Raw genomic sequence first — 16,873 nt, forward strand, 5'->3', positions numbered from 1 at the left:
GGGTATAGATTGCCGTCAGGACGTGGGTATTGGCGTCCAGCAGTAGCTGAAGCGTGTTGTGTGCGTCCATGTCAGCCTCCTGCCCGGCGCTGCCGGCCGGTTCACTCATTTAGTAATTAAACGAAATATTAGGTCATATATTAACTCATGCCCATGACCACCGGCATCTTATGCAACGGCGCATCCGCCAAAAGCCTTAGTGCCGTCCCTGTTTTTCCCTTGATCTGGGCCGGAGATCGTGCATTAGTCCGTAGGCAGGAGCGACAAGCCCGGCCCGGCGGCGCAGCATAAGGCCTTCTGTCCGACGCGCCTGCGCGCGCCGGGCGCCTTGCCGGATATCGTCGGAGTCCATCCATGCCTCCACCCGTTTTTTCCGCCGCTGCGCGCGCCTTCCTGGCGCGCGCCGGCGGCTGGGCGGCGCTGCTGGTCCTGGCCGCCGGCGCCGCGCTGGCCCCGCGCGGCGCGGCGGCCATGGAGACCTACCGCTACAAGGATCCCCATGGGGTATGGCGCAGCATGAAGGTGCCCAAGGGCTATGTCCGGCATGGCGCGCGGCCCTTGCCCCGGGTGGCCGTGCGCAGCGCGCCGCTGTGCCTGATGTGCGAGCCGGAGCCCGGTCAGGGCGCGCGCCGGCCGGGCCTGATCGTCTGGGCGCCGAGGATGGCCCTGCCTTGGGACGGACCGCCGCCGGCCCTGCACGACGGGCTGATCGCGCAGGCGGCGCTGGATTCGGGCGTGGACCGGGCGCTGCTGAGCGCGGTGATCGCGGTGGAGTCGGGATTCCGCAGCGATGCCCGCTCGCCCAAGGGCGCGCTGGGCCTGATGCAGCTGATGCCGGCGACCGCCGCCACGCTGCTGACGGTGGACAACATGGAACGGGCGCTGGTGGATCCGGCGACCAATGTGCGGCTGGGTTCGCGACACCTGCGGCGCCTGCTGGACCAGTACCCGGGCAGGTTGGATCTGGCGCTGGCGGCCTACAACGCGGGCGAGGGCGCGGTCAGCAAGTACGACGGCGTGCCGCCGTATGCCGAAACGCAGCAGTATGTGAGAGCGGTGACGGCGCTGTACCAGCGCTACAAGGCGCCGTGAGCCGTGCCGGAATGCGCCGCCGTCCGACGCGCGGCGCGCCGGGCGGGGGATGTGTCTGAAAGGGGGCGGCGTGGCGCCGCCCCGCGCGCTCACAGCGTCGCGAAGACCTTTTCGGCGATGTCCAGCGTGGACGCGATGACGGCGTCGTCGTGCGTGGCCGAGACGAAGCCGGCTTCGAACGCGGACGGCGCGAAATGCACGCCGTGGTCCAGCATGGCGTGAAAGAAGCGATTGAACCGCGCGGTGTCGCAGGCCGAGACTTCGGCGAAGGACGCGGGGATGCGTTCGCTGAAGTAGATGCCGAACATGCCGCCCACCGAATCGGCCGAGAAGGCCAGGCCGGCGGCGCGGGCGCGCTCCTGCAGGCCCTGGGCCAGCTTGGCGGTCTGGGCCGACAGCTTTTCGTAGAATCCGGGCGCGGCGATCAGGCGTAGCGTGGCCAGGCCCGCGGCCACGGCCACCGGATTGCCCGACAGCGTGCCGGCCTGGTAGACGCCGCCCAGCGGAGCGATGTGCTTCATGATGTCGGCGCTGCCGCCGAAGGCGCCCACCGGCATGCCGCCGCCGATCACCTTGGCCAGCGTGGTCAGGTCGGGCTTGACGCCGGTCAGGCCCTGCACGCCTTGCGGGCCGACGCGGAAACCGGTCATCACCTCGTCGAAGATCAGCAGCGCGCCATGCGCCGTGCAGACCTCGCGCAGGCCTTCCAGGAAGCCCGCGGCGGGCTTGATCAGGTTCATGTTGCCGGCGACCGGCTCGACGATGATGCAGGCGATGTCCGCGCCGTGCTGGGCGAAGGCCTCGCGCACGGCGTCCAGATTGTTGTATTCCAGGGTCAGCGTGTGTGCGACGAATTCGGGCGGCACGCCGGCCGAGCTGGGATTGCCGAAGGTCAGGAGGCCCGAGCCGGCCTTGACCAGCAGGCTGTCGGAATGGCCGTGGTAGCAGCCTTCGAACTTGACGATCTTGGCGCGTCCGGTGGCGCCGCGCGCCAGGCGGATGGCCGTCATGGTGGCCTCGGTGCCGGAGCTGACCAGGCGCACCTGTTCCAGCGACGGCAGGCGGGCGATCAGCGTTTCGGCCAGCTCGATCTCGGCCTCGGTGGGGGCGCCGAACGACAGGCCGTGGACGGCGGCGTCCTGCACCGCGCGCACGACCTCGGGATGCGAATGGCCCAGGATGGCCGGGCCCCAGGAGCCCACGTAGTCGATGTACTGCTTGTCCTCGGCGTCCCAGACGTAGGGGCCTTGCGCGCGCTTGATGAAGCGCGGCGTGCCGCCCACGGAGCGGAAGGCGCGCACGGGCGAGTTGACGCCGCCGGGAATGCTGCGGCAGGCGCGTTCGAAGAGCTGGGCGTTGCTGGACATGGCGGTCAGGACTTGGATTGGGGGTTGATGGAATAGGGCGCGGCGCAGGCGGCCGCGGCGGCGCGCACGCTGGGCGCGGCGAACAATGCGGTGATGACGGCGATCGAGTCGGCGCCGGCCTGGGCCACCAGGCGCGCGTTGTCGGGCGTGATGCCGCCGATGGCGACCACGGCGGGCCGGGGGCCGTCGCGTTCCTCAACGAGTTTCCTGGCCTCAGTCAGTACCGACAGCGGCGCGCGCACGGTGTCGGGCTTGACGGTGGACGCGAACATGGCGCCGAAGGCGATGTAGTCGGCGCCGGCGTCGAGCAGCTCGCGGGCGCGGTTGAGGTCGTCGTAGCTGGAGCCACCCAGGATCAGGTCGGGGCCGGCCTCGGCGCGGATGCGCGCCAGGCGGGCGTCGGCGCGGCCCACGGGGGCGCCATCGGCGCCGACTTCCAGCGCCAGCTTCCAGTCGTCGTTGATCAGGAACACCACGCCCAGCTCGCGGCACAGCGGCGCCAGCGCGCGCGCCTGGGCGGCGCGCTCGGCGTCGGGCACGTTCTTGCGGCGCAGCTGCAGCGCGCGCATGCCGCCTTCGGCGGCGGCGCGCACGGCCTGCAGCAGGCGTTCGGTGTCATCCCATTCGGGCGTCACGCCGTACAGGCCGGCGGGAAAACGCAGGGCTTTCATTGCGGTTGGATCCGGTAGGGAATGCGCCGGCCCATGCCGGGCAGGAAGCTGGAGGCGACGGCGGCGTCGGCGTGGGCCAGGCCCTGCCGCACGGCCTCGGGCATTTCCAGGCCGCGCGCCAGCATGGCGGTGATGGCCGTGGCGGCCAGGCCACCGGCGTCGCCATTGCGGTCGGGTGGCGCCTGCCAGGGATAGGTGCTGGTCTGGCCGCCGGGGCCGAGCAGCACGTTGGCGTAGTGGCCGGGCCGCTGCGGGCTGCCCAGCACCAGCACCCACTGGGCGCCGGCCGCCACCAGGGCGTGCATGGGAGTAGGTGCGTCCCCGATATCGATGTCGCCGTCGGCGTGCCACTGCGCCAGGCGCAGGTGCTCGATGACCAGCAGGTCGGTCTGCGGCAGCACCAGCTCCAGCGTGGCCGCCAGCAGATCGTCGGCGTCGTCCTCGTCGGCGGCGTCGGTCGGCGGCAACTGGGCGCGCTGGCCCAGGTGCAGCACCAGCGGGACCTGGCTGTAGTCGGCCGCGATCTGCGCCGCCACGCTTGCCGTTTCGGCGGTGTATAGTCCGCCCACCTTGATGGCCTGCACGGACATATCTTCGAGCAGGCAGCGCGCCTGGTCGTCCAGCAGGTCTGGCGAAACGGGGTGGATTTCCTCGATGCCGGCGGTGTCCTGCACGGTCAGGGCCGTGACCGCGGCCAGGCCGTGGCAGCCCAGACGGGCGCAGGTGACGGCGTCTGCCGGCAAACCGTCGGCGCCCGAGGGATCGAGCGGACCGAGGACCAAAACGAGAGGGGGGGTAACGGGAGCCACGTGGACAGCGCTAGATCAAGGGCGCCCCGACCCGTTTGCGGAGAATCAGGGGAACCCCTATTGGGTTTCGGTAAGATTGTCCCCATTCTAATGGATGCACCCCGTCTTTGCCCTGCCCCCGCTGCGCGGGCAGTAACCGGGATTTGATGTAAGAGAGAGCTATGCGTACTTGGATGTGTCTGATTTGCGGCTGGGTCTACGATGAAGAAGCCGGCCTTCCCGACGAAGGGATCGCTCCCGGCACCCGCTGGGAAGACGTGCCGCCGAACTGGGTCTGTCCCGAATGCGGCGCGCGCAAAGAGGATTTCGAACTGATGGAAATCTGAATCCGCTCAAGCCGACATATTCCGCCAGGGCTAGCGGGACGGGGCGCGGCCCCGTCCTGGTCACTGCAAGAATGGTCTGCCGCCAAGCATGGGAGGGCCGCGCCAGCGGTCCGGTCCCGGGGTTTAATCAGACTATTAGGTTAGGGGTTGCCATGACGGAACAACACCACGAAGACACGACGACGCAGGCGGCCAATTTCGCCAACCAGTTCCTGATCGCCATGCCCGGCATGGTCGAGGGCAGCCTGGCGGGCTCCGTCATCTACATTTGCGAGCACACCGAGCGCGGCGCGCTGGGCCTGGTCATCAACCGGCCCACCGACCTGACGCTGGGCACGCTGTTCGAACGCATCGACCTGGAGCTGGAAATCGGCCCGGTCAAGGAAACGCTGGTTTTCTTCGGCGGTCCGGTGCAGACCGACCGAGGCTTCGTGTTGCACGCGCCGGCCGGCGACTACAGCTCCAGCATCAAGCTGGGCGACATGGCGCTGACCACCTCGCGCGATGTGCTGCAGGCCGTGGCCGACGGCAAGGGGCCGGCGCGCATGCTGGTCACGCTGGGCTACGCCGGCTGGGGCGCGGGCCAGCTTGAAAGCGAGATGGGCCAGAACGCCTGGCTGAGCGTGGGCGCCGACGATCACATCATCTTTGACGTGCCGCCCGAGGAACGCTATCCCGCCGCGCTCAAGCTGCTGGGCATCGATCCGGTGATGCTGGCGGGCGACGCGGGTCATGCCTGAAGAAACCCTGCTGGCCTTCGACTTCGGCGAGAAGAAGATCGGCGTGGCCATCGGCAACACGCTGACGCGCCACGCCCGGCCGCTGGAGATCATCCACGGCGAAGTGCGCGACGCGCGCTTCGCGCGCATCGAGGCATTGCTGCGCGAATGGCAGCCGCAGCGCCTGGTCGTGGGCCTGGCGCTGACCGCCGACGGCGGCGAGCAGCCCGCCACCGCGCGCTGCCGCCGCTTCGCCAACCAATTGAACGGTCGCTTCGGCATGGCGGTGGAACTGGTCGACGAGCGCGGCTCCAGCATGGAGGCGCAGCGCCTGCTGGGCACGCACGCCGCCGACGACGCCATGGCCGCGGCCGTGATCCTGCAGCGCTATCTGGACGCCTTGCCCGCCTGACGCCGGCGCGACGCCCATGCTCAATCCGCAACTCGACCGCCGCGGCGAACTGATACACCTGCTCAGCACGGAAGGCCTGCCGCGCCGCCATGCCGAGCGGTTGCTGGAGACGGCGGCCGCCGCGGCCGAACCGTCGTGGCCAACGCAGGGCTATGGCCCGCTGCCGCCGGTGTTCCTGCTCCTGCCCGACACGCGGCGCGCCACGCGCGCGGCCTACTGGCGCGCCGCCGAACAACTGCTGCTGCCGGTCACGGCGCTGGATCCGGCCGAGCCGCTGGCCGAGGCCGTGGCCGGCCTGCCGCCCGGCATCCTGGTGCTTGGCCATCCCGCCAGCGGCGCCGCGCTGTGGGCGGCGACGCACTGGGCCGCCGCGCATGCGCGGGGCGGCGGCGTGGCAGGCGGTCTTTTCGGAAACAGTCTCTTTGGCGGCGGCTTCGATCACGCCGCCGCGCCGGGCCTGCGCGTCCTGAATGCGGGCGACGGCGTCCATGCCGATCCGCTGGCCGCGCTGGCGCTCTTGCGCGCCATCCTGTGCGCCAAGCCAGACCTGACGCGGCTGGCCGTCACGCTGGTGGGCGACGTGCGCCATTCGGGCCTGGCCCGCTCCCTGATTCACGCGCTCACCACATTGGGCGTGCCCGAGCTGCGCGTGGCCGCGCCGCCGTCGCTGCTGCCCGAGGGCCTGCCGCAGCTCGGCGTGTTCCCGTTCAGTGCGCTGGACGAGGGGCTGCGCGATGCCGATGTCATCATCCTGCTGCCGCTGAGCGCCGAGGCCGTCGCCGCCGGGCGACTGCCGTCGCCGCGCGATTACGCCGCCGGCTATCGGCTCAGCCCCCGGGCGCTGGCCCTGGCGCGGCCCGATGCGTTGCTGCTGTCCGCCGCCGGGCTGCACGCCGGCATCGAAGCCGAGGTGGCGTTCGACGCCGTGTTGGCGCGCGCCGGCCACGAGCGGGACGCGCTGGAGCACGCGCTCCGGCTGGCGGCGCTGCGCCTCTTGTCGGACTCGCTGGGACGCACGCTGGCCCCAGGGGGGCGCGCATGAGGCTGCACATCGCCAACGGCAGGCTGATCGATCCCGCCGCCGGCGTGGGCCGGCGGGCGGATCTGTACATCGCCGAGGGCCATGTGGCCGCCGTTGACGTCGCGCCAGCGGGATTCCAGGCGGATCGGCGCATCGAGGCCGACGGCCTGGCGGTGCTGCCGGGCCTGGTGGATCTATGCGCGCGCCTGGCCGGTCCCGATGGCTCGCCATCGCCCGATGCGCTGCGCGCCGCGCTGACGGGCGGCGTGACCCGGTTGGTGCAGCCGCCCGATGGCGGCGTCATGCTGGACGATCCCGCGCGGGTGCATGCCTTCCTGAATGAATCGCCGGCCGGACCGTGCCGCATCCATGCCGTGGGCGCGCTGACGCCGGGCCTGCGCGGCGAGGCCCTGGCCGAACTACGCCTGCTGGCCCAGGCGGGCTGCCTGGCGTTCGGGCAGGGCGAGGCTGGCCTGAGCGATACCCGCCTGCTGTGGAACGCCATGCGCTACGCCGCTGGCGCCGGCCTGGCCTTGTGGCTGCGGCCGCAGGATCCCTGGCTGGCGCGCGGCGCCCCGGCGGCCGGCGGCGCCTATGCCGCGCGGCTGGGCCTGGAAGGCCTGCCGGACTTGGCTGAAACGCTGGCCCTGCAAACATTGTTCGAATTGCAGCGCGACACCGGCGTGCGCCTGCACCTGTCGCGCCTGTCCAGCGCCGCCGGCCTGGCGCGGGTGCGCGCGGCCAAGCGCGAGGGCCTGCCCGTCAGCTGCGACGTGTCGGCCAATCATCTGCACCTGACCGACGTGGACATCGGTTTCTTCGATGCCCGCTACCGCCTGCAGCCGCCGCTGCGCGGCCAGCGCGACCGCGACGCGATCCGCGCCGCGCTGGCCGACGGCACCATCGACGCGCTGTGCTCGGACCATACGGCGGTGACGGCGGCCGGCAAGGCCGCGCCTTTCGCGCAGGCCCAGCCCGGCGCGCCCGGGCTGGCCACCTTGCTGCCGCTGACGCTGAAATGGGCGCGCGACCAGCGCGTGCCGCTGGCCGAAGCGCTGGCGCGGGTGACCAGCGGCCCGGCGGCCGTGTTGCGCGCCGTGGCGCCGCAAGCGCCGTGCGGCGCGGCCCCGGCTGGCATGCTGGCCCCCGGCGCGCCCGCCGACCTTTGTCTGGTCGACCTGGACGTGGAACAGGCGCCGGATTCCACAACGCTGCCTTGCGGCAGCGCCCTCAGCCCGTTCGCGGGTATGATGCTGCCCGGCCGTGTACGCGCCACCGTGGTGGGTGGCAGCCTGGCCTGGGAGACTCCTGCTTGAAGCTGCTGCGCTTTGTCCTTCGGCTCATCCTCGTCCTGCCGTGGATCGTGTTCGGCCTGCTTTGCGTGGGCCTGGTGTATCCGTGGCTCAGACCCAAATCGCGCGCCTGGCTCAACCGCAGCTGGTCGCGCTTCCTCATGGCCGCCTGTGGCGTGCGGGTCGTCTTCCGGGGCCAACCGCGCATGACCGGTCCCGTGCTGCTGGTGGCCAATCACGTGTCCTGGATCGATATCTTCGTGCTGAACTCGGCGCGCGCCACGTCCTTCGTGGCCAAGAGCGAGATCCGCAGCTGGCCCGTCATCGGCTGGCTGGTGGCCGGCGCCGGCACGCTGTTCATCGAGCGCGGCCAGCGCCACGCGGTGCACGCGATGGGCGAGTCCATGCAGGCGCGTTTCCGCCAGGGCGATGCGGTGGGCCTGTTTCCCGAGGGCACGACCAGCGAGGGCAGCGAGCTGCGTCCGTTTCATGCCAGCCTGTTCGAACCGGCCCGCGCGGCCGCCGTCGAGATCCAGCCCGTGGCCTTGCGCTTCCTGCAGCATGGCCAGCGCAGCGGTTTCGCCGCCTTCATCGGCGACGAAAGCCTGGTCGCCAATCTGTGGCGCGTCATGGGCACCACCGGCCTGTCCGTCGAAGTCGTGTTCCTGCCGCCGCTGGCGACCCGCAACGCGGACGGCAGCCTGCCGACGCGGCTGGAGCTGTCGCACCAGGCGCGCGACGCGATTCAGCAGGCGCTGTAGCGCGAAGGCCGGCGCGGCGCTGCCGGCCTTTCCAATCCCCCTGCCGCACTTTCCACGTGCCAGGCAACCTCGCAAGAAACCGGTGCCACCCGACCGGGATGCCACGGATCCGGCTCCGCCGGTACGTAGGCATGCCCCTGGGGGAAGCGCATAGCGCTTCGGGGGGCTTCACGCACTAAAGTTGCAGCAGCTTTCCGCCAGTTCGGCCACGTTCTGGCAGAACGCCGCGTCCGCGTCGCGTCGGTACATGGCGCAGTAGACGGATTGTGGCGGGGCGACACTGGTGCGCGCGATCACCAACTGACGGGTGTTGACCATGTCGGCGAAGTAGTCGCGCGGCAGGCAGCTCACGCCGAAGCCCGCCGCCGTCAGCCCGGCCATCGCGATCAGGCTGTTGATGGTGAATAGGTTGTGGGCAGGCGTGTGCGGCTTGAGCCAGCCGTCGTAGATCATGTTCAGTCCCGATTCCTGGCTCTGCCTCAGCAGCGGCAGCGCGGCGATATCGGCCGGGGTGTAGACGCGGCTCGCGTCGATCATGTCGGGGCTGCCCATCCAGGCGAATTCCAACCGCTGCAGCGGCGTCACCTCCAGGCCGGGTTCGGCGAACTCTCCATGCAGGAAAGCCATGTCCAGCTGTCCGGCCTGCAGGCGCTTGAGCAGGTCGGCGCCCAGATCGATGTGCGGTTCCAGCGTGATGCGCGGATAGTGCGAGCGCAGCAGCCGGATCAGCGCCGGCAGCCAGGTCATGGCGGTGATTTCGGTGATGCCGAAACGGAACGTGCCGGTCAACGTGTGTTGACCCTTCAGCCGCACCAGCAGTCGGTCGCGGTGGCCCAGCATTTCCTCGGCCAGCGCATAGATTTCATGGCCGCGCGCGGTCAGTTCGGCGCGATAGCCGGATCGATCGAACAGCGCGATATCAAAGTCCGCCTCCAGTTCCTGGATGCGCTTGGTAATGGCTGATTGGGTGGTGTGCAGCTTTTGCGCCGAGGCTGCGAACGTTCCCAATCTGACGGTCCAGTACAGGGCTTCGATCTGCTTGAAAGTCAGCATGGGTGGGTTCTTTGGAAAATGAGATTATTCCCAAACTTCTATTTGGTAATAACCCCTATATTCCTGAAAGTGATGAACTTCATGGAAATTTAATCCCTTTTTCCCGCAGCGGAAAGCCAGCACCATGTGGCCTGACTTCAGCACGGCCGGGGTCGCGCGGCGCGGAATGATTCCCGTCGGCGCCGGGTCAAGAACCAGGAATCACGCAGATCGTCATGAGCACATCCCTATCCGGCGCGCGCATCCTGCCGGCCCCCGTTGTCGCGCCGGCGGCCTTGCGCCAGGCCCTGGGCGCCATCGCCACGCCTCATCTGAGCGACAACCTGGCGCGGCGCGAAGGCATCTCGGGCCTGCGACGCTACAACCGCGACGGCAAGCTGGTGGGCACCGCGCTCACCGTCAAGACGCGTCCGGGCGACAACCTGATGATCTACAAGGCCATGATGATGGTCGAGCCTGGTCACGTGCTGGTGGTGGATGCGGGCGGTGATCTGTCCAACGCGGTATTGGGCGAGATCATGAAGCGTTACCTGCAACAGCACGGCTGCGCGGGTGTGATCGTGGATGGCGCCATTCGCGACGTACTGGCCTTCGAACTCGACGATTTTCCCTGCTATGCGCGCGGCCATATTCACCGTGGCCCCTACAAGGACGGCCCCGGCGAGGTCAATGTGCCGGTCAGCATCGGCGGGCAGGTGGTGAACCCCGGCGACATCGTGGTCGGTGACGAGGATGGGTTGGTCAGCTTCGCGCCGGAACAGGCCGAGGCCCTGATCATGGCGGCGCAGAGCCTGGCCGTGAAGGAAGAACGCATCATGGCCGAGATCGCCGGCGGCCAGCGCGCGCAGAGCTGGATGCAGGCCGCGTTTGCCGCGAAGGGGCTGGCATGAGCGCAAGCCCGGCATTCCTGGCGGATCGCGCCCGCGCCATCAAGCCTTCGCCCAGCATGGCGGCCAAGGCTCGCGTTGACCAACTGCGCGCGCAGGGCCGCGACATCGTCGACTTCACCGTGGGCGAGCCAGACCTGCCCACGCCCGCGCACATCGTGCGGGCAGGCATGGAGGCGCTGCGCGGCGGCGACATCCGCTATACGGCTTCGGTGGGGTCGCGGCCCTTGCTGGAGGCCATCCGCCTCAAGTTCCAGCGCGAGAATGGGTTGGACTTCGGGCTCGACGAGCTGATCGTCGGCGCCGGCGCCAAGCAGTTGATCCATACCGCGCTGTCGGCCACCGTGCAGGCGGGCGACGAGGTCATTATCCCCGCGCCTTATTGGGTTTCCTATCCCGACATGGTGCTGGTCAATGACGGTACGCCGGTGACGGTGCCATGCCCGGAGGTCGATGGTTTCAAGCTCACGCCACAGGCCCTGGAGCGCGCCATCACGCCGCGCAGCAAGTGGCTGCTGCTGAACACGCCCGGCAATCCGGCCGGCGCCATGTACGACGCCGACGAGCTGCGCGCGCTGGCGCGGGTGCTGGATCGCCATCCGCATGTGTGGCTGATGACTGATGAAATCTATGAGCACCTGGCCTATGGCGGCGCGCGCCACGTGTCGCCCGTCGCCGCCGCGCCGTCGCTGGCGGACCGAGCGCTGGCGATCAACGGTGTGTCCAAGTCTTATGCCATGACCGGCTGGAGGCTGGGCTACGCGGCCGGCCCCAAGATGCTGATCCAAGCCATGGCCGCGCTGATTTCGCAAAGCACCAGCTGCGTCAGCGCCGTGAGCCAGGCCGCGGCCCGCGTGGCGCTCACCGCCGACCAGGGCTGCGTGGCCGAGATGGCGCGGCTTTACGGCGAACGCCGCGATCGCATCGTGGCCCTGCTCAATGCCGTGCCGGGGCTGCGCTGCCAGGCGCCGCAAGGCGCGTTCTATGTCTATCCTGCGGTCGAAGGTCTGCTGGGAAGGCGCGCGCCGGATGGGCGCGTGCTGGGCAGCGACCTGGACGTGGTCATGTATCTGCTCGACGTAGCGGGCGTGGCCGCGTTGGATGGCTCGGCCTATGGCCTGTCGCCCTACCTGCGGTTGAGCTTCGCCACGTCCATGGCGCAGATCGAAGAAGGCTGCCGTCGCATACATGAGGCTTGCGCACGGCTGTCCTGAGTCCCGCGCCATTCGTCGGTCCAGCGCCGCAATTATCCGCAACACCAGAACAGGCCTTGTGCCGCCTGCATCATCATCAAGGGGAACCCGCATGAAAAAAATGATCTCTTCCTGCCTGGCCGCCGTTGGCCTGGCCATTGTCACGCTGTCCGCCGCCCAGGCGGACACCCTGCAGGACATCAAGGCGCGCGGCAAGTTCATCTGCGGCACCATGGGCACGGCTGAACCATTCAGCTTCCAGGATCCGAAGACGCGCGCCGTGGTGGGCTACGAAGTGGATATCTGCAAGGCCGTGGCGGACAGCCTGGGCGTGCCGCTGGAACTCAAGCTCATCGCGGTCGAGGCGCGCATTCCGGAACTGATCGCCGGCCGCGTCGACGTGGTGGCGGCCAACCTGGGCTGGAGCCCTGAGCGTGCGCAGCAGATCGACTATTCGCATCAGCATTTCGTGAGTCTGCAGAAAGTGCTGGCGCGCGAGAAGGATCAGGAACTGAAGTCGCCCGCCGAACTGGCTGGCAAGCGCGTCAGCGCGGTGCGCGGCTCGTCCTCGGAGCAGGGCGCGCGCAAGTACATTCCCAATGTCGAACCGGTGACGTTCAAGGATCCCAGCGGCGCCTTCCTGGCCCTGCAGCAAGGCAAGGTCAGCGGCTTCGTCGGCTCCGAGCTGATGCTGGCGAAGCTGCGCCAGCAGGCCGCCAGCAGCGCGGTGCCGGTCAAGATCCTGGAGCCTGCCCTGTTCGTCGAGCCGTGGGGCGTGGGCGTGCGCAAGGGCGACGCGGCCATGCTGGGGCAGGTGAATCAGGTGCTGGACAAACTGGAGGCCTCCGGCGAAGCCACGCGGATCTTCGACAAATGGTTCGGCGTCGGCACGCCGTTCAACCTGAAGCGGGACTTCCGCATCGAGTCCATCAAGGGCTGAGCTGGCGCATCGCCATGCACTACGTCTTTGATTTCGGCGCCATCTTCCAGGGCGAGTATCCGGACTGGCTGCTCAGGGGGTTCCTGACCACCCTGGCGCTGGCCGCGCTCGCCTGGAGCCTGGCTTTTCTGGTCGGCAGCCTGCTGGCCGTGCTCCGGTTGACGGGCTGGCCGATGGCCAATGCGCTGATCGCGGCCCACATCGCGTTCCATCGCAATGTGCCGATGCTGGTGCACATCCTGTTCTGGTACTTCGGGGTGCCCGCCCTGTTGCCGCAGGCCGTGGCCGATTGGCTCAACAGTCACGGCAGCGAATTCATCCTGTCCTGCGTGGCGATCGGCCTGGTGATGTCGGCCTATGTCTGTGAAGACCTGCGCAGCGCGGTACGCGCGATCCCGCCGGGCCAGGTCGAGGCCGCGCGCGCGCTGGGGCTGGGCTACCTTCAGACCATGCGCAAGGTGGTCCTGCCGCAGGCGTTCCGCATCGCACTGCCCCCGCTGCTGAACCAGACCCTGCTGCTGGTGAAGAACACCAGCTTGGCCATGGCTATCGGCGTGACCGAGCTGACGGCGGCAGGGCGGGAGATCGAGAACGGCACCTTCCGCACCTTCGAGGCCTACGCGGTGGTGACGGCGATCTACCTGGCGCTGTCGTTCCTCATCATGGGCGGGGGCGCGGCGTTGCAGCGTCGCTATCGTCCGCTGGGGGCGCGCTGACCATGTGGGACATCCTGAAAGACAACTGGCTGCTGCTGTTGATCGGGCAATATCCGCACGGGCCGCTGGGCGGGCTGGCCGCGACGCTGGGCCTGGCGGCCATCAGCCTGGTCCTGGCGCTGCCTTGCGGCGTGCTGCTGGCGCTGGGGCGCATCAGTCCGTGGCGCTGCTTGCGCTGGCCGGCGACCGCCGTGGTGCAGCTGGTGCGCGGCCTGCCGCTATTGATGTTCATTTTCTGGGCGTATTTCTTCGTGCCGATCGTCATCGGCCGACCGGTGGCCGGCACCACCACCATGGTGGTGGCGCTGGTCTGCTATGAAAGCGCCTATCTGGCCGAGATCATCCGCGCCGGCATCCAGGCGCTGCCGTCGGGGCAGCAGGAGGCGGGCCGCGCGCTGGGGTTGTCATACCTGCAGACCATGCGCCGCGTGATCCTGCCGCAGGCGCTCTACAACATGTTGCCGAGCATGTTGAGCCAGTTCGTCTCCACGGTGAAGGAGACGTCACTGGCCTACGTGATCAGCGTGCAGGAGCTGACCTATGCCGCGAACCAGGTCAACAGCGTGCTGCTGACCAAGCCCTTCGAGGTATTCGCGCTGCTGGCGCTGACCTATTTCATCCTGAATTTCGGCCTGAGTTCATTGGTCCGGCTGGTCGAGCTGCGCATCGGCCGGCGCCGCGCGGGGCTCGTGCCAGTCTCTAGAACGGTGTCCGCATGATCCGGTTTTTCCAGGTGCAGAAGTGGTATGGCGCTTATCAGGCGCTGGCCGATGTGAGCGCGCAGGTGCGTCGCGGCGAAGTGGTTGTGGTTTGCGGCCCATCGGGTTCGGGCAAGTCCACGCTGATCCGCACGGTCAACCGGCTCGAACCGATCCAGCAGGGACGGATCGAAGTGGACGGCAAGGATATCCACGGCGCCGACCAGCGGCTGGATGCGTTGCGCAGCCATATCGGCTTTGTATTCCAGCAGTTCAACCTGTTCCCGCACCTGTCTGTCATGGACAACCTGACGCTGGCGCCGCTGATGCTCAAACGCGCCCGCCGTGGCGAAGCGCGCGAGCGCGGCATGGCGCTGCTGGAACGCGTCGGCCTGGCGCACAAGGCCGACGCCTATCCCGCGCAGTTGTCCGGCGGCCAGCAGCAGCGCGTGGCGATCGCCCGGGCGCTGGCCATGAATCCGCCGGTGATGCTGTTCGATGAACCGACCAGCGCGTTGGATCCCGAGATGGTGGGAGAGGTGTTGCAGGTGATGAAAGGGCTGGCCCGCGACGGCATGACCATGGTGTGCGTGACGCACGAAATGGGTTTCGCGCGCGAGGTGGCCGACACGGTCTGGTTCATGGACGAGGGACGTATCGTCGAGACGGCCGAGCCGGAGCGCTTCTTCACCGCGCCGGAATCGGACCGGGCGCGTCGTTTCCTGGCCGAGATCCGGCGCTAGGGTGTCTTGCGGCACAAGCCGGCGTCGAGAGGCGCCGGCCCGGGTTCAGTCCGAATTCGGATCCTGGAAGCGCGAGCACTTCACCTGCACCAGCTTGCGGTCCTGCAGGCGCAGCGCGGTCAGCGCGCCGCCCCAGACGCAGCCGGTGTCCAGGCAGATCACGTCGGGGCGCAGCAGCAGGCCCAGCGTGGACCAATGGCCGAATACGGTGGTGACGTCGCGCGTGGCGCGATTGGGCACGTCGAACCAGGGCATCAGGTTGGGCGGCCAGGCGCCGGGCGCGACCTTGGTGGCGAATTCCATGTGGCCGTTGGGCGTGCACAGGCGGATGCGGGTCAGCGCGTTGATGATGACGCGCATGCGCTTGCCGCCCGTGTGGTCTTCCTTCCAGGTGGCCGGTTCGTTGCCGTACATCTTCTGCAGCGCCTTCTGCCAGTTCGGCCCGCGCAGCGCGTCCTGAACCTCGCCGGCCAGCGCCAGGGTCTTGGCCACGTCCCATTTCGCCAGCGTGCCGGCGTGGACCATCAGGTGGTTCTGCTCGAAATGCGCGAGCGGGCGAAAGCGTAGCCAGTCGATCAAGGCGGCGGCGTCGGGCGCGCGGAGGATGTCCTCCAGCGTGTCGGACTTGGACGGCTTGCGCACGCCGGCGGCCGCGGCCAGGAGGTGCAGGTCGTGGTTGCCGAGCACGGCGGTGACGCGGTCGCCCAGGTCGATGATGCGGCGCAGGGTGGCCAGCGAATCCGGGCCGCGATTGACCAGGTCGCCGGCGAACCAGAGGCGCGAGTGCGGATCGCCTGCCAGCTCGGGATGGGACAGCAAGCGATCCAGCGGCGAGCAGCAACCCTGCACGTCGCCGATCATCCAGATACTGCCGTTCATGCGGGACTCTTGCTCCAGGGCCAGCGTTGTTGGAAGAACCGCGCCAAGGCGTGGCGGTATTCCATGTAGGACATGGCGCCGAAGGCGAGGATCATGGCCCCGATGTTCGGGCCCAAGGCGGTCAGCCAGGGCGGCCACTTGCCCAACATGCCCACGTTCAACGCCAGCTGGTTCAGCATGAAGAAGCCCACACCCAGCAGGATGCCGATGAAGACTTTCGCGCCCACGCCGCCCCGGCGCGTCTGCATCAGGCCGATGGGGGCGGCGATGGTGATCATGACCAGCAGCGTGAACGGATACGCCAGTTTGCGCCACAGGGCCACGACCTGTCGACCATATTGAAGCTGGTTGTTGCGCAAATAATCCACATAGTCGAGCAGCGTCACGATGGACATGCGCTCGGGCGTCAGCACGCGGGCGATCAGGCGCTCGGCGCTCAGCGTGGTGTCGATGGTGCGCTCGGGCACCTTGACCACGGCGGCCGGCGGATTCTTGGGGGGGCGGGCGTTGGCCAGCGCGTCGGCGGCCTCGTCGTCCAGGCGGGTCTCGGACACGTCCTTGAGCACCAGGTCGCCATGGGAGAACACGCCGACGGGCGCCGTCGACAGCACCGACAGCGTCAGGTTCTTCTTGAACTCGTACAGCGTGATGTTGGCCACCTGGCCATCGCCCTTCAGGTCGCCGATGTTGATGATGCGGGTGCCGCCGTTGGCGGTGGGTTCCTTGAACCAGTAGCCGCTGTTCAGGCGGTCGCCGCCCGCCTTGCCGCGCAGGGCCAGGTTGGCTTCGCCGGATTTCATCTCGGCCCAGGGCGTGACGTATTCGGACAGCAGCGCCGCGCCGATCATCAGCGGAATGGTGACGATCCACAGCATGCGCAGCAGGCGCATGCCGCTGACGCCGGACACACGCAGGATCACCAGTTCGTTGCGCTGCGCCAGTCCGGCCAGCGCCAGGATGGCGCCGATCAGCAGGCCGATGGGCAGCAGGTCGTACAGGCGGGTGGGAAGGGCCAGCGCCTGCATGTAGAGCAGCGCCATCATCGTGAACTTCTCGCCCACGTTGTCCAGGTCGTCCACCATCGCGAAGAACGTGAAAAGGCCCAGCAGGGCCAAAAGGACCACAGCGCAGGAGCGATAGATTTCGCGGGCCAGGTAGCGACGGGCGGTACGCATGAAAAAGGACGGTCTGAGAAAAGCGCGTAAACGTGAAAGCTTAACAAATCCGGCCGCCCGGCATGGGGGGCGGCGCCGGAAATATTTTTTGCCGGGAGTTTCGGGGAGAGGGGCGGGCG

The 16,873-nt window shown here is 68.5% G+C and carries 19 protein-coding genes; 13 read left to right on the top strand and 6 right to left on the bottom strand.

Going from position 1 to position 16,873, the window contains the following annotated elements; genetic code table 11:
- Positions 1-354 precede the first annotated feature (354 nt).
- Positions 355-1,092 carry a lytic transglycosylase domain-containing protein gene (locus AC6LJ5_RS27445; protein WP_498142168.1) on the top strand — a complete coding sequence of 246 codons (738 nt, stop codon included), beginning with the start codon at positions 355-357 and terminating at the stop codon, positions 1,090-1,092.
- Positions 1,093-1,181: 89 nt separating this feature from the next.
- Here the strand turns inward: AC6LJ5_RS27445 and hemL are convergent, their stop codons facing one another.
- From hemL to AC6LJ5_RS27460, 3 genes are read right to left on the bottom strand one after another with little or no spacing between them, the layout of a single operon-like run.
- A complete protein-coding gene (hemL, locus tag AC6LJ5_RS27450; protein ID WP_498142169.1) occupies positions 1,182-2,459 on the bottom strand; it encodes a glutamate-1-semialdehyde 2,1-aminomutase in 1,278 nt (425 codons plus the stop codon).
- Between the two features lie 5 nt (positions 2,460-2,464).
- Entirely contained in the window at positions 2,465-3,130 is a 666-nt protein-coding gene (gene thiE / locus AC6LJ5_RS27455) for a thiamine phosphate synthase (protein WP_498142170.1), read from the bottom strand.
- Positions 3,127-3,939, bottom strand: coding sequence for a hydroxymethylpyrimidine/phosphomethylpyrimidine kinase (locus AC6LJ5_RS27460; RefSeq protein WP_103272318.1), 813 nt, complete (start codon positions 3,937-3,939; stop codon positions 3,127-3,129). Before AC6LJ5_RS27460 ends, thiE begins: the two co-directional genes overlap by 4 nt.
- 161 nt (positions 3,940-4,100) lie before the next feature.
- Here AC6LJ5_RS27460 and AC6LJ5_RS27465 point away from each other — a divergent pair, with 161 nt between their 5' ends.
- The 6 genes from AC6LJ5_RS27465 to AC6LJ5_RS27490 all read left to right on the top strand — a co-directional run bounded on the left by AC6LJ5_RS27465 (position 4,101) and on the right by AC6LJ5_RS27490 (position 8,470).
- Positions 4,101-4,265, top strand: a complete 165-nt coding sequence (locus AC6LJ5_RS27465) for a rubredoxin (protein WP_003814980.1) — start codon at positions 4,101-4,103, stop codon at positions 4,263-4,265.
- A 152-nt stretch (positions 4,266-4,417) separates the two neighbouring features.
- Complete coding sequence (locus AC6LJ5_RS27470; protein WP_103272319.1) at positions 4,418-5,005, top strand: YqgE/AlgH family protein; 588 nt, start codon at positions 4,418-4,420, stop codon at positions 5,003-5,005.
- Entirely contained in the window at positions 4,998-5,396 is a 399-nt protein-coding gene (gene ruvX, locus AC6LJ5_RS27475; protein WP_103272320.1) for a Holliday junction resolvase RuvX, read from the top strand. The genes AC6LJ5_RS27470 and ruvX overlap by 8 nt, the downstream gene beginning before the upstream one ends.
- Positions 5,397-5,412: 16 nt before the next feature.
- Positions 5,413-6,438, top strand: coding sequence for an aspartate carbamoyltransferase (locus AC6LJ5_RS27480; RefSeq protein ID WP_103272321.1), 1,026 nt, complete (start codon positions 5,413-5,415; stop codon positions 6,436-6,438).
- Positions 6,435-7,733 carry a dihydroorotase gene (locus tag AC6LJ5_RS27485; RefSeq protein WP_498142171.1) on the top strand — a complete coding sequence of 433 codons (1,299 nt, stop codon included), beginning with the start codon at positions 6,435-6,437 and terminating at the stop codon, positions 7,731-7,733. The genes AC6LJ5_RS27480 and AC6LJ5_RS27485 overlap by 4 nt, the downstream gene beginning before the upstream one ends.
- A complete protein-coding gene (locus tag AC6LJ5_RS27490; protein WP_103272323.1) occupies positions 7,730-8,470 on the top strand; it encodes a lysophospholipid acyltransferase family protein in 741 nt (246 codons plus the stop codon). Before AC6LJ5_RS27485 ends, AC6LJ5_RS27490 begins: the two co-directional genes overlap by 4 nt.
- 168 nt (positions 8,471-8,638) lie before the next feature.
- On the opposite strand, the gene AC6LJ5_RS27495 is transcribed toward AC6LJ5_RS27490, so the two are convergent.
- Positions 8,639-9,523 (bottom strand): LysR family transcriptional regulator, encoded by an 885-nt coding sequence (locus tag AC6LJ5_RS27495; RefSeq protein WP_392409196.1) that lies wholly within the window; start codon positions 9,521-9,523, stop codon positions 8,639-8,641.
- Between the two features lie 215 nt (positions 9,524-9,738).
- Here AC6LJ5_RS27495 and AC6LJ5_RS27500 point away from each other — a divergent pair, with 215 nt between their 5' ends.
- The 6 genes from AC6LJ5_RS27500 to AC6LJ5_RS27525 all read left to right on the top strand — a co-directional run bounded on the left by AC6LJ5_RS27500 (position 9,739) and on the right by AC6LJ5_RS27525 (position 14,700).
- Positions 9,739-10,413, top strand: a complete 675-nt coding sequence (locus AC6LJ5_RS27500; protein WP_103272325.1) for an RraA family protein — start codon at positions 9,739-9,741, stop codon at positions 10,411-10,413.
- Positions 10,410-11,624, top strand: a complete 1,215-nt coding sequence (locus tag AC6LJ5_RS27505; RefSeq protein WP_498142172.1) for an aminotransferase class I/II-fold pyridoxal phosphate-dependent enzyme — start codon at positions 10,410-10,412, stop codon at positions 11,622-11,624. Before AC6LJ5_RS27500 ends, AC6LJ5_RS27505 begins: the two co-directional genes overlap by 4 nt.
- Before the next feature lie 91 nt (positions 11,625-11,715).
- Positions 11,716-12,543: an ABC transporter substrate-binding protein gene (locus AC6LJ5_RS27510; RefSeq protein WP_103272327.1), complete on the top strand. Its 828-nt coding sequence runs from the start codon at positions 11,716-11,718 to the stop codon at positions 12,541-12,543.
- Positions 12,544-12,557: 14 nt separating this feature from the next.
- Positions 12,558-13,259 (top strand): amino acid ABC transporter permease, encoded by a 702-nt coding sequence (locus tag AC6LJ5_RS27515; protein WP_103276305.1) that lies wholly within the window; start codon positions 12,558-12,560, stop codon positions 13,257-13,259.
- A gap of 2 nt (positions 13,260-13,261) precedes the next feature.
- Positions 13,262-13,978 carry an amino acid ABC transporter permease gene (locus AC6LJ5_RS27520; protein ID WP_103272328.1) on the top strand — a complete coding sequence of 239 codons (717 nt, stop codon included), beginning with the start codon at positions 13,262-13,264 and terminating at the stop codon, positions 13,976-13,978.
- Positions 13,975-14,700, top strand: a complete 726-nt coding sequence (locus tag AC6LJ5_RS27525) for an amino acid ABC transporter ATP-binding protein (RefSeq protein WP_103272329.1) — start codon at positions 13,975-13,977, stop codon at positions 14,698-14,700. Before AC6LJ5_RS27520 ends, AC6LJ5_RS27525 begins: the two co-directional genes overlap by 4 nt.
- A 45-nt stretch (positions 14,701-14,745) precedes the next feature.
- Here the strand turns inward: AC6LJ5_RS27525 and AC6LJ5_RS27530 are convergent, their stop codons facing one another.
- Both AC6LJ5_RS27530 and lptG read right to left on the bottom strand, forming a co-directional pair.
- Positions 14,746-15,579 (bottom strand): symmetrical bis(5'-nucleosyl)-tetraphosphatase, encoded by an 834-nt coding sequence (locus tag AC6LJ5_RS27530; protein WP_103272330.1) that lies wholly within the window; start codon positions 15,577-15,579, stop codon positions 14,746-14,748.
- Positions 15,576-16,754, bottom strand: a complete 1,179-nt coding sequence (gene lptG / locus AC6LJ5_RS27535; protein WP_103272331.1) for an LPS export ABC transporter permease LptG — start codon at positions 16,752-16,754, stop codon at positions 15,576-15,578. Before lptG ends, AC6LJ5_RS27530 begins: the two co-directional genes overlap by 4 nt.
- Positions 16,755-16,873 lie beyond the last annotated feature (119 nt).

The sequence above is a fragment of the Achromobacter sp. 1011791174 genome (genome assembly GCF_059760925.1).